At 60.1% G+C, this 11,915-nt stretch carries 8 protein-coding genes; 7 read left to right on the forward strand and 1 reads right to left on the reverse strand.

The window, feature by feature from the left end; genetic code table 11:
• Positions 1 to 189: 189 nt before the first annotated feature.
• The 4 genes from PLJ71_16560 to PLJ71_16575 all read left to right on the forward strand — a co-directional run bounded on the left by PLJ71_16560 (position 190) and on the right by PLJ71_16575 (position 3,602).
• Positions 190 to 1,329 (forward strand): uroporphyrinogen decarboxylase family protein, encoded by a 1,140-nt coding sequence (locus PLJ71_16560; GenBank protein HQM50301.1) that lies wholly within the window; start codon positions 190 to 192, stop codon positions 1,327 to 1,329.
• A 69-nt stretch (positions 1,330 to 1,398) separates the two neighbouring features.
• On the forward strand, positions 1,399 to 2,469 hold the full coding sequence (locus tag PLJ71_16565) for an Ldh family oxidoreductase (GenBank protein ID HQM50302.1): 1,071 nt from the start codon (positions 1,399 to 1,401) through the stop codon (positions 2,467 to 2,469).
• A gap of 16 nt (positions 2,470 to 2,485) precedes the next feature.
• A complete protein-coding gene (locus PLJ71_16570) occupies positions 2,486 to 2,695 on the forward strand; it encodes a hypothetical protein (protein HQM50303.1) in 210 nt (69 codons plus the stop codon).
• An 85-nt stretch (positions 2,696 to 2,780) separates the two neighbouring features.
• Positions 2,781 to 3,602 (forward strand): uroporphyrinogen decarboxylase family protein, encoded by an 822-nt coding sequence (locus PLJ71_16575; protein HQM50304.1) that lies wholly within the window; start codon positions 2,781 to 2,783, stop codon positions 3,600 to 3,602.
• Positions 3,603 to 3,705: 103 nt separating this feature from the next.
• Here PLJ71_16575 and PLJ71_16580 read toward each other — a convergent pair whose 3' ends face one another.
• Entirely contained in the window at positions 3,706 to 5,679 is a 1,974-nt protein-coding gene (locus tag PLJ71_16580; GenBank protein HQM50305.1) for an alpha-L-fucosidase, read from the reverse strand.
• Positions 5,680 to 6,280: 601 nt separating this feature from the next.
• On the opposite strand from PLJ71_16580, the gene PLJ71_16585 reads away from it, so the two are divergent.
• The 3 genes from PLJ71_16585 (at position 6,281) to PLJ71_16595 (ending at position 11,870) form a co-directional block, all read left to right on the forward strand.
• Positions 6,281 to 7,711, forward strand: coding sequence for a trimethylamine methyltransferase family protein (locus PLJ71_16585; protein ID HQM50306.1), 1,431 nt, complete (start codon positions 6,281 to 6,283; stop codon positions 7,709 to 7,711).
• Positions 7,712 to 7,815: 104 nt separating this feature from the next.
• The gene (locus PLJ71_16590; GenBank protein ID HQM50307.1) at positions 7,816 to 9,336 is read left to right on the forward strand and encodes a hypothetical protein; all 1,521 of its coding nucleotides are present in this window, start codon (positions 7,816 to 7,818) and stop codon (positions 9,334 to 9,336) included.
• Between the two features lie 347 nt (positions 9,337 to 9,683).
• Positions 9,684 to 11,870: a hypothetical protein gene (locus PLJ71_16595; GenBank protein ID HQM50308.1), complete on the forward strand. Its 2,187-nt coding sequence runs from the start codon at positions 9,684 to 9,686 to the stop codon at positions 11,868 to 11,870.
• The last annotated feature ends 45 nt before the right edge of the window (positions 11,871 to 11,915 follow it).

Consider the following 11,915-nt stretch of genomic DNA (forward strand, 5'->3'; position numbering starts at 1 on the left):
ATCGTCATGAAAGACAAACCGGCGTCGACCGTGATTATCTACCGGAAGAATCCTTGAAATGCCCCCAGCGAACTGGATACTGGCCGGGCACTCGCCCGGAAATGCCGGCTGCCAGCGAGAAAGGATTGCAGTCGGGGCTGAATCGTCATTTAGTGAGGAAGGATTCCGCTACAAGAGAGGAGAACGCTCTTGAATCCGCGCGAACGGGTTCTGACTGCTCTGAACCACGAGGAGCCGGACCGCGTACCTCTGTTCATCGGATCTTCGGGTGCGACAACCGTTTCAGGTCCTGGCTACGAGAAGCTGAAAACCCACCTGGGCATACAAGGCGGGCCGCGCAGATGGATTTCCCGGACGATGCAGTACGTTCGCATGGACGAGGAGGTTCTTGTGCGGCTCGGCAGCGACGCGCGGCCGCTTATTCCCGGTCCGGCCGAATCCAGTTTGCGAAAAGACGTTTCGGCCGACGTTCTTGTTGACGATTGGGGGGTCCCATGGCGTCGCTCGCCGGGCAGCCTGTACTTCGAGCCTGTCGACCCGCCTCTGCGCCATGCCACCGTCGACGATCTCGAGAAATACCCTTGGCCCAACCTTGCGCCGCCGGACCGGTTCGATCGCCTCGTGAGCGAGGCCAAGACAATCCAGCAGGCAGGTTATGCGACGGTGCTGCTCAGCGGGGTCGCGCTGTTTGAACAGGCCTACCTGATGCGGGGCCTCGATACGCTCTTGATGGACCTCGCGACCGAGCCTGAGTTCTTCACCGCGCTTCTTACAAAGCTGAAGAATCTGATGGTCGCGTATGTCGGGCAACTCTTGAAGGATGCCGGCCCGTATGTGGACGTGATTATCACGGGGGACGATCTCGGGATGACCGCCGGCCCGATGATGTCGCCGCACTGCTATCGTCAGTTTATCAAGCCGCATCATGCGGAGTTGCTCGGCGCGATCAAGCAGCGCATCTCAGGCAAGGTATTCTTTCATTCCTGTGGGAATGTCTACCTGCTCTTGGGGGACCTGGCGGAGGCGGGCGTGGAATTGCTTAATCCCGTGCAGGTGGCGGCCGGCGAGATGGGCGATACGGCCCGGTTGAAACGGGAGTTCGGAAACCGGCTCTCTTTCTGCGGCGCAATAGACACCCGCTGGGTCTTGCCATGCGGCACGGCGGCGGATGTTCGCGCTGAGGTGCGGCGGAGGCTCAAGGACCTGGCCCCGGGCGGCGGCTATATCGCCGCGGCCGTACATTGCATCCAACCCGACGTCCCGCCGGGAAATATTGTGGCCATGTGCGACGAGGTGCGAATAGCGGGACAGTATCCAATTGCATGTTGACGTGAAGAAGGACGCGTTGGCGGCCAGCATCACGCAGACTTGTGCGTCACGGAAATGACAGGGGGCTATATGGAACAAGCAGGCGCCATCGTTTCGGTGGCTGAATTAGAGCGATTCTGCCGTGAGGCCTTACGGAAGTGTGGTTTGAATGACGCCGACGCGCGCGTCGCCAGCGATGTCCTGGTGACAACCGATACGTTTGGTGTCTTCACCCATGGCACGAAAGCGCTGAAAAACTATATCCGGCGGATTCGAGCTGGCGGACTGGACCCCAATGCCGTCCCGGAGATCTGCGGCGAGGGCCCGGCATGGGCTGTCGTTGACGGCCATTCCGCGCTCGCCATGGTCACGTCCGTGTTTGCCATGAACACGGCCATAGCGAAGGCCAAGACGGCGGGCATCGCGTACGTTGGGGTTCGTAACAGCTGCCACTTCGGCGCAGCAGGATATTACGCCCTGCAGGCTGCCAAGGCCGGCATGATCGGTATGGCGATGGCCAACGACGTTCCCAGCATGGCTGTGCCCGGCTCGCGCAAGGCGGTCCTAGGAACGAATCCATTTGCTTATGCGGTTCCAGCGGGGGAGGAAGACCCTGTCTTCCTTGATATCGCTTCGAGCGCCGTTGCGGGCGGCAAGATCCGCATCGCGCAGACTCTTGGCCAGAAAGTGCCCGACACGTGGCTGGTTGATACGGAAGGCGTGCCGACAACCGATCCGTCCACCTATCCCCATGCAGGCTCACTGCAACCGTTCGCCGGCCACAAGGGCTACGGCATTGCGCTGATGATCGAGACCCTGGCGGGTGCGCTCGGCGGCGCGGCGATGCGGTGGGACATCGGCGGATGGCTCGATGATGATCCTGCGCTGCCGACCCGGCATGGCGCGGCATTTCTTGCCTTTGACGTCGGACAAATCACGCCGCTCGTCGTTTTCACGAAGCGGGTCGACGCCACGATTCGCGACATCCGCCTGACTCCCAAGGCGAAAGGGGCTGACCGAATCCGTGTGCCGGGCGAGATGGAATGGCATAAGCGGCGCATCGCCCTGGAAAAGGGCCTCGACCTTCCGGAAGACGTGCGCGAAAGCCTCCGCAACCTGGCCGAGGAACTCGGCATAACAGCGGACTGGCTTTCAATCTGAGACGTGGAGCAAGGAAATGCTTACGGGCAAGGAACGGTTTGCCAGGATCTTGAGGCGCCAGAAGGTGGACCGCATAGGTCTGTTTGAGGTCTTTTGGAGGGAGACGGCCCAGAAGTGGTCCCAGCAAGGCCATTTCGGGGCACCGGAAACGGTGGGCGACCATTTCGGCCTCGATATGGCTTCGCACCGGCGGCGCCACGACCCCAGCGGACTGGAAACTGCTTGACCTGACGGCCAATCTCGATGCCGGCAGCCAAGTCCTCGAGGAAACCGATATTGCGAAGTTGATCCGCGACGGCAACGGGGCGGTCATGCGCTGGCGCAAGGACGGTTCAGGCGCGCCGGAGCACGTCGACTTTCTCGTCAAGGACCGCAAGGGCTGGGAGGCGCATGTCCGGCCCTACCTTATCGACTCGCAAACCTACGAGCAGCGCGTCGACTTCCAGCGCTATCGTGAGACCAGGGCCAAATGTGAACGAGAAGGCGTGTTCTTCTGCGCCGGCGCGGTCGCGGTCTTTGATCTGATGAGCCCGATGTGCGGACATGAGAATCTGCTGATAGGGATGGCTGCTGACCCGGATTGGGTGCGCGATATGAGCGGCGTTTATGCCAGTATCACGGTTGACCTGCTGGAAATGCTCTTTGACCGGGAGGGCCTTCCGGATGGCATGTGGTTTTGGGACGATCTGGGGTTCAAACATGGCCCCTTTATGTCGCCCGCCATGTACCGTGAGCTAATCTTCTCTAGCCACAGACGACTGTTTGAATTCGCCCACAGCCATGGCCTGCCGGTAATCCTGCACACGGACGGCATGGTGGAGCCGCTTATTCCGCAACTGATCGAGGCCGGCATCGATTGTCTGCAACCTCTGGAGGTCAAGGCGGGAATGGACTTGCTCAGAATCAAGAAAGACTTCGGCCAACGGCTCGCTTTGATCGGAGGTATGGACGCGCGCACCCTGATCTCCAACGACCGGATGCAAGTCCGCGAAGAACTCGATTCCAAGCTCCCGCAAGCCATGGCCGGAAGCGGTTACGTCTTACAGGTCGATCACAGCGTGCCCCCCCAAGTTCGCTACGAAACTTACAGGTTCTTCGTCGAACACGGGCTGCAAATCGGCACGTACCGCTGACAGCTTGCCGGACTTTGGCCGGAGCGGGCGGGGCGATCAATTCCCCTTGTATCGCCCCCGATCAGCAAGCCGGGCTTTGGCCGCGCGGCTTATATCTACTCGGCTATTCTACAACCACAAGTTGATAGCCCTCGACACGCGGCACGGTAAACCGCACGTAGTCGCCATCGCGCGTAAAGGGGATAGTCTCTTTGGAGGGCGCTAACGTGACTGCGGTGACGTCGCGCCCTTCGCTGCGGAGAGCCACGGCGACGTTGGTGACTACGATGGGCTCCTCGATCATTTCGATGCTTCCCCTCGATTCCGGCACGTACGTGAGCAGGTGCACCAGCCGGGTCCGGTCACGGGACGTCACGGTGGCGCGGCCGAACGACGGGAAGTCCGTGACTTCGAGCATCGGTTGTGGCAGGAGGAGGCGCAACGCGTTGTCCAGTAATGCACGGTGGGGTACCACAGCGTCGCGCATGTACCCGAGGAAGAGGGGGAAACTGAAATGGATCACGTTGCCGCAGCGGGCGATCGCGGGTCGTCCGGTATCCTTTTCCGGCGGGCAGTACAATGTTTCGTGCTCGAAATCCCACGCCTTCAGGTTCGAGTAGGGCTTGTATAGCCGGGCGAGGACCTCCGTCCTGGGGCCGGGCTGCATGGCGATTCCCTGCTGGTAGATGGTCACGGGCATGTTCGGCACGCCCTTGGCGATTGGCGGGAGCGCCTCGACAAAGGTGGGATTGAAGGGTTCCGGCCCTTCGCGCACCAAATCCACGCCGCTGAGGGCGAAAGCCGTGCCGTCCGGGGTCAGGCCCGCCGTACCCGAGCTGATGATAGCGCTTCCCCTTGCGAGATGGGCTTCGAGTTTGGGTTTCAACGATTCCGACACGCGAACGGAGTCCGCCAGGATGATCACCTTGTATTTCGAAAGGTCTTCGGTGCCGTCGCTGATGTCGAACTGGCACTTCAACTCCGACAAGATGCGTGCCGCCCCCTTCACGCTGTCGAACGAGAATCCGTCCGGCTTGCTGCTGTAGGTATTTCCGCTGGGGAAGTCGGCCAGATACGGCTCGACGACCACAATCTCGGTCTCTGCCCGCGCGCCTGCCGTCCATGGTTCAATGGAGCGCACCGTGCCGTATACGTCGGCAATCAGGCTGTATACCTCGCCGTTGAGTTGGCCCCTCGGGTGGAGGTGGTCCCCAACTGAGCAGGTGCCGCCGTTGGCAATCGAGCTATAGAGGTCGTACAACAGCGAATGCCGGGTCCGGATGCCGCCGAAATCGCCCCAACTCTTGTGGAAACGCCCGGTCATGGTGAAATAGGGTTTGTCCAGGGTACGCGCGTACCGGATAGCCGCCGGAAGATAGTCGTAACCCCAACCGCCCGTCGGCAACACTTCGAGTTCGATGTGCGTGGGCTGGCGCCGGTATGGTATGCCGTTGAACAGGATGAAAATATCTTCCCGCTTGGCGCGCGCCATGGATTCGACCTCATCCATGAAGGAGTCTGTAACCTGCCAGCAGAATTCGGCCGCCTGGGCATCATTGAACACGTCCATCCCTTTCTGCTTCATGGCAGCCACGCATTCAGTGCCGTAGCAGGGCGAGAGGTCGAAACAGTCGAGAAAGAGGCCGTCGACGGGATAGCGGTCAAGGACTTCGCGCACCATGCCGAGGATATGTTCCCGAAATCCGGTGTTGAGGCAGAGGTCGCGGAACCAGTGGCCCTTGTCCGCGAACCGGTAGACCCGGCCCTCTTTGTCGACCTTGCACCATTCGCGGTGGAGCCGCGCGTGTTCGTGGTCAATCCCAACGTTGAAGTACGCGGCCACCCGGATGCCGCGCGCATGGCATGCCTCGACCATCTGCCCGAGCAGATCCACCTCGAGCCCCGGATACACTTGGCCGATTTGCGTAGGGTAGTACGCAAAACCAAGATTGCATTTGGCGAAAACAGTGATGTAGTCCACGTTGGCCTCGCTCAGCGTGCGCGCGAACTCCGAGGCGTCGAACTCCGACGCGATGTCGTATATGCCCGGCATGGTATGGCAGTCAAGATGGATGGCTCGTCGCGGAAACTCGTTCATTGTCACACTCCTGGCTTCTGACGGCGCTTGGCCGCCGCTTGGGGCTCCATCGTCCCCCGCCCCAAACGACAATGCAAGCAGGGACACTTGGGTCCCGCCGTCGCCCGTTAGGCCGCCTGCCTGCCCGCAAAACAACAATCCCGCCCCGACACACACAGTAACTAGTACACATCTCATCGTATCGCTCCCCATTGCAGTCCCCAGTGAAGCCCACGGAACCTGTGCTCCAAGCGCTCACGGGCATGCGCGTTGACTCCCGGCGCTTGCCCTGAGCATAACATGAAAAGACCTGTCGCGACAGACAGACCTCTTAATTCCACCCCGCGCATGGCCTATGCATTCGTTTCTTCCGAAGAATAGAACGCGGAACGAGATGCTTTTCCTGGCAACAATGTGCCCGGGATATTCAGTCGAACAGTAGCCTCCCATATCACCAAGAGCTCAACTGTACGGCCCCGGGCGATGTATACTTTGAAGAAGGAATCTATGGTGACACCCTGGGTTTGCGGAAAGCGCGATACGTACACTTGACAAAGGGGATGCAACACGGGTATTCCGCCGCTACCGTCTGGCACGGCGATCCTGCAATGCGAGGAGAAGGATGCAGATGAATCTGGCCGTCTTGAAGGACACGGAAGTGCACCGCCTGCACGCCGCTTCGATCGAAATTCTCGAGACGATCGGCGTTGAAATCCCGCACGCGCATGCTCTGACGCTGTTTCAGGAGTCGGGCGCATCGGTCGACAAGGAAACACACCGGGTGAAGATCCCCGAGCCCCTGATCGCCAGCGCTATCGAGGTATGCGGGAAAGAATTCACGCTATACGGGCGCGACCGAAGCCGTAAAGCGCCGTTCGGCGCGGGGGCGCGCAATTACAACAGCAGCGCGGGCCAGGCGCTTTGGGTGGAAGATGACGCAAGCCGGCGCCGGTACCCGCGTCTTGAGGATGTGGCCACAGCTACAAGACTGGGCGATGCTCTGCCTCTCATCACTATCCCGGGCGCCATGGCCGACCCATATGACCTCCCGCCTGCCTATCGCTGTGTGTGCGTGGCCGCCGAGATGCTCAAGAACACCACCAAGCCGATCACATTCTGGTTTCATGACCGTGCTTCGGCCCAGTTTCTGGTCGAGTTGTTTACCATCGTGGCGGGCAGTGAATCTGGCGCAAGAGACCACCCCTTGGCGTTCCCGCTATTCGAACCCATCAGTCCACTGCGTTTCCCCCACGACGGCGTGGACCTGCTCTTTGAAACGTGCCGCCTGCCGTTGCCCGTGGTTATCGGCCCTATGGCGCAGGTAGGCTGCACTGCGCCGGGGACTTTGGCAGGGACGCTGGCCCAGGAGAACGCGGAGATCCTGGCAGGGCTATGCCTTGTACAGCTGATTCGCCCCGGAACGCCCATTTGTTTTGGAGGCATTCCCCACGCTTTCAACATGAGAGCCAGCCAGATCGTGTTCGGGGGTCCCGAGCAGCTGCTGATGGCTGTCGCGATGACCCAGCTGGGCCGTTACTATAAACTGCCCGTGTATGTAAACGCCGGGCTTACGGACAGCAAGATCGCCGACGCGCAAGCGGGCCTGGAAGCGGGTATGACCTTGCTGGCCGCGGCACTGGCCGGAGCGGATATCTTCGGCCATCTGGGCACCTGCGGCATCGATCAGGGCGCCTCGCTCATCATGCTGGTCATGCAACACGAGGCGATTGCTTACATTGAACGCGTTATGCAAGGGATTTCCGTAGACGATACGCGTCTTGCCATCGACGTGATCCGGAGCGTCGGGCCAGGAGGCAATTTCCTCGCGGAAGAACATACCGCCGAACACTTCCGAAGTGAGTTATGGTTTCCAGAGCTGCTGGACCGAAACGTCTTCTCCATATGGGCGGAAGGCGGCGCTTCGAACATGGCCACGCGTTGCCGTGAGATGAAAGACAGCTTGTTGCGGGATCACGAGCCGTCGCCCTTGCCGGACGACACCAGGCGGGCCGTCGAGCAGCTTGTCGATGACGCAAGACGCCATTTGACGTGAGACGCAGAACAGTCAATCGTCATTGTTTCAGGCGGAGAGGCAGCCTATACTCTCCCTTGGCGTTCCCATGGTGGGGCGCCTGATTCGTCTGGGGGGCGCATAGGATGAATAGGCGACAATTCTTCAAGACCGGCGTCAAAGCCGCGGCAACGGGTGCTGTAGTCTCGACCCTTTCTTTCCCCGTAAATGAAATTCAGGCGGCCTCAGAAACTATGGGGGGCGCCGCCGCAGCGCCTGCGATTCTTGCCAGTTATACGGCCGAGGAGCACCGCCGGCGCCTCACAAACGTCGGTTTTTGCACGAAGCATATTCGTCAGTGCCTTCGCAAGCACCTCATCACCGATTATCTGCCCGGTCAATGTGTCTATAACCTGGGCGAGTATCCCAGCCGCGAACCGTGGAATCCCGATGAATACGACGAACAGGAACTGGACCGCTTGAAGGCCCATGGGATCCAGCTGGTACATGTGATGGACGAGTGGAACGACCGGTACGGCCTCTTTGGAGGGGACAAGCTCACGGCGGTCAACCCAGAGGGGTTCCGGCGCTTCATTTCGATGGTTCACGGTCGCGGGATGAAAATTCTCGCGTACGCATCCAGCGGGTACTTCACCGCGCACGATCCGAACTATCGCAGGGAGTGGTCGCGTCCCGGCGACGAATCCGGAGGCTGGTGGGACCTGGCGCGATGCGCGCCCTCCAGCCCCGGGTGGCGTGCGTTCTTTTTGCCGCGCATGCTGCAAATCCTGGAAGACTACGAGCTCGACGGTCTCTATAACGACTGGGGGTACGTCTGCAACGCGGAGCGCAGAATCAAGGAAAATGCTCCGGACGAGGTGGCTGCGTTCGAGGAGACGCCCGAGTATGATGGAGCGGAAACCGATCTCCTGTATCTCATCTACTCGGAAGTGAAGCGGCGCGGCGGCATCTACAAGATGCATGCGGACCGTACGAACGAGCCCAGGACGGGTGGCCTCAAGGTCTATGATTACCTCTGGGTCGGCGAGAATGTAGACAACGCGGACGGCCTCCGCGAAGCGGTCAAGAACCACTCTCCTTACGTCGTTCCCTGCATTCAGGGTTCCATGGCCAAGGTCGCGAATGAACAGGAGCACTTTCTGCAGTCGATTCCCTACATGCAGTTCCCCTTGTTACAGGGCGGACGTCCTCTGACGGGAGAGCGGGGTGTTATCCCGATCCCTCGCCTGCCGGGACTGCACGAGAACGGGTTTTACGAAGCCGCGTGGGAGTACTATCAGGCCCACCCGAACGGTCCGTATATCTACGGCGGTTGGGACCCGATCCCGCCCAACCCCGACATGCGGCCCGCTCACGCCCGCTGGCTGAGCCATTACCTGAAGTTGTCCGAATACGGCACGTGGGCATTTCTCGAGATTACCGACTCGGACCTGTTTGCCCAACCTCTACCCAAAGACTGCGTGGCTTCCGTCTTTGCTAACCGTGACCTGCACCTTGTTCTGGCCAACTACGGGCAATCGAGCCAGCAGATCGCGACGGCCGAGTCGTACGTTCCGGTGGACGATCCTGCGGCCGCGCCGGCAAAACAATGGGAACTTCCCACGAGGTCTCTCAAGATTCTCCGCAGCTCGGTTCAGGATCGCTGACGGCGCCGGTGATGTTGCGTTGGCAAATCGCTCCTTTGAGGCAATGCTATCCAGACCAGCGGCGGGCCTTTGACCAACGGCCTCGATCATCGTGTTGATGAACCTTGCGCCGTCGCCCGTGGCTGAGACGGAGGGACCTCTTTGAGGAGTGCCATTCGGGACACAATACTCAATCATGTCTCGGCGAAGACAAGTATTCGCCGCTCCTTTATGCGTGTAATTGATTAGGTATTTATCCCACCGAACTCACCCATCGGCTGACTGCTCTCGAGATGGCACAGCTCGTTTCATGCGCCTATACTGAAGCATTCGAGAAAGCAGCAAGCAACGAAGAGGAGCGCAAAGGTATGTGTCGAGAGCAGAGGTTCTCTCTATACATGGCGGTTCTGGTAGGGCTCTTAGGGAGCGGAACCATTGCATTCGCCGGAGAAACGGAACATCCGCCCGCGCCACGTTCGAACGGTTGTGTCCTTAACGTGGACTTTGAAGGATACGAGGACGGGTTGGTAGGCGTTCTTAACTCCGGGGTGCGCTGGCTCGGTGATCCGTTCACGAATATCAAACAAAACAAGACCGAGATCGCAAATGATCCGGCACGCGCTTATACCGGACGCCGCTGTGCCTATGTGTTCACAGATGAGCCCGAGCAGCGGGGCCGGATCCTCCTGCAACGACGGTTCGATGCATCGGAGACAGTGGATGAAATCGTTGAGTTCGTCTTTCGGCCCGCGCTTGAAGGGGGAGTCGATCTGCAGGATTTCGTTGTATGGTCAGGCACGGCGTACCGATCAAACCGCGTTGGGGTGACGCTCTACGCCAATGGAAGCGCGGACGATGGCACATATTCGCTTGACGTTGAGGCCGGGGGGACGGACCAACCTGTCCGGACGGCAAACGTCTTGACGGGGCTCAAACAGCCGGAGTGGATCCGGTTCGTCATGGCGCGAAGCAAAGAGCGGAAAACCGTGGACCTATGGGCAGGCCTGCCTGACCACGAAGTTTGGGTCGGCCGATACACGGATTTGGAGCCCGACCGGCCGGCCGGGGGCGGGGAGATCGGGGACCTTTCCCAGGAACAGCACATGGGCTCGGGCTATTGGGACGATATCCGGGTCGGAGGCGTCCTGGGGCAAAACGAAGCGCCGGCGCCGCCGGAAGCCACGCGAAACGTGGGCGTCGAGGCGCCGGTAATCACATACCCGCTGGTGGTGGGAGGGGAGAAGCAGCTCTTTGTGGACAACGCCGCCGTGGAGACGTCAGAAGGGCTCCAGCGGACACTGCATTCACCGGCCAAACGTCCAGAGAATCCGCTGCTCGTCCCGGAGGAGCGCTGGGAACGAGACGGGGTCTTTTTTGTTCCCTTTGACGTACTCCGCGAAGGCCCGGAAGGGAAGCTGCGCGTCTGGTACGGCAGTTACCGCAAGTCGGAAAACAAATTGACCTTTACCTGTGTGGCGGATTCGTTTGATGGGCTGAAATGGGAGCGCCCTCGTCTCGGCCTTTTCGATTTTGAAGGGTCGAAGGAGAATAACATTATTTGGCAGGGGCGGGCCGTGAAGCCGAACTTCGATCCGCGCGACCCGGATCTCGCTCGCCGGTACAAGGCCATGACGCGGGTGAACGGGTTCACGCCCTTGTTTTCGCCGGACGGAGTCCGTTGGGCCATGGCAGAAGCACCGGCTATCGAACAAGCTTACGACGCCTCAAGCGTGCACTGGGATCCTGTCGGCGGGAAATGGCTCGCATCGTGCAAGATCTTCAAGGACGGCAAACGCGCCCGTGGCTACGCGGAAAGTCGAGACTACGTGAGCTGGACCGACACCTACCCGATGTTGTACGCCGACAGGCTCGACGATCCTCAGGACGAGCTGTACGCCATGCGAATCTTCCGTTACGAGAGCGTGTACCTTGGACTCCTGAAGGTCTATCATGTTGCGACCGATCGTTGCGATATCCAGTTGGCTGTCAGCCGAAATGCCAGACACTGGCAGAGACCTGATCGGGCCGCCTTCCTCCAAAACTCGCCAGACCCGGGAAGCTACGACTACGGCAACCTCGATGAAGCTGGGAATCCCATTCGGATAGGAAACGAACTTTGGCTCTTCTATTCCGGACGTAGTATTCTTCACGGCCAACGGGCGGCGGACACCGACGGTTCCCTATGTGCCGCCACCTTGCGGCTTGATGGCTTCGTTTCATTGGGCGCCGGGGAAGAGGAAGGCATGTTGCTGACCAAACCCGTTCTGCTGGGGGGCAAGACCCTCTTCATTAACGCAGACGCGCAGTATGGAAACGATACGAACCAAGGCGAAGTGCGGGTAGAGATTGTCGATGCAGGTTCCGCGGGGCACGCGGCTTCGATGCAATGCGTTGAGGGCTTTGCGAAGGCTGACTGCGTGCCGATTCGCGGAAACAGCGTGCAACACCCGGTGGCGTGGAAGGGAGGCGCAGACTTGGGAAGTCTTGCGGGAAAGCCCGTCCGGCTGCGGATCTTCTTGCGCAACGCACACTTGTTCGCGTGGTGGTGCCAATAGAGGGCGGATTCTAGCTCGCGAAGATTCGTCAACCTCAGCGGAGCC

Source organism: Candidatus Hydrogenedentota bacterium, from assembly GCA_035416745.1.
Lineage (GTDB): Bacteria > Hydrogenedentota > Hydrogenedentia > Hydrogenedentales > SLHB01 > UBA2224.

Coding starts and splice junctions, on each gene's coding strand:
- PLJ71_16565 (HQM50302.1), top strand. CDS start 1,399: ATGGAACAAGCAGGCGCCATCGTTTCGGTGGCTGAATTAGAGCGATTC.
- PLJ71_16570 (HQM50303.1), top strand. CDS start 2,486: ATGCTTACGGGCAAGGAACGGTTTGCCAGGATCTTGAGGCGCCAGAAG.
- PLJ71_16575 (HQM50304.1), top strand. CDS start 2,781: ATGCGCTGGCGCAAGGACGGTTCAGGCGCGCCGGAGCACGTCGACTTT.
- PLJ71_16580 (HQM50305.1), bottom strand. CDS start 5,679: ATGAACGAGTTTCCGCGACGAGCCATCCATCTTGACTGCCATACCATG.
- PLJ71_16585 (HQM50306.1), top strand. CDS start 6,281: ATGCAGATGAATCTGGCCGTCTTGAAGGACACGGAAGTGCACCGCCTG.
- PLJ71_16590 (HQM50307.1), top strand. CDS start 7,816: ATGAATAGGCGACAATTCTTCAAGACCGGCGTCAAAGCCGCGGCAACG.
- PLJ71_16595 (HQM50308.1), top strand. CDS start 9,684: ATGTGTCGAGAGCAGAGGTTCTCTCTATACATGGCGGTTCTGGTAGGG.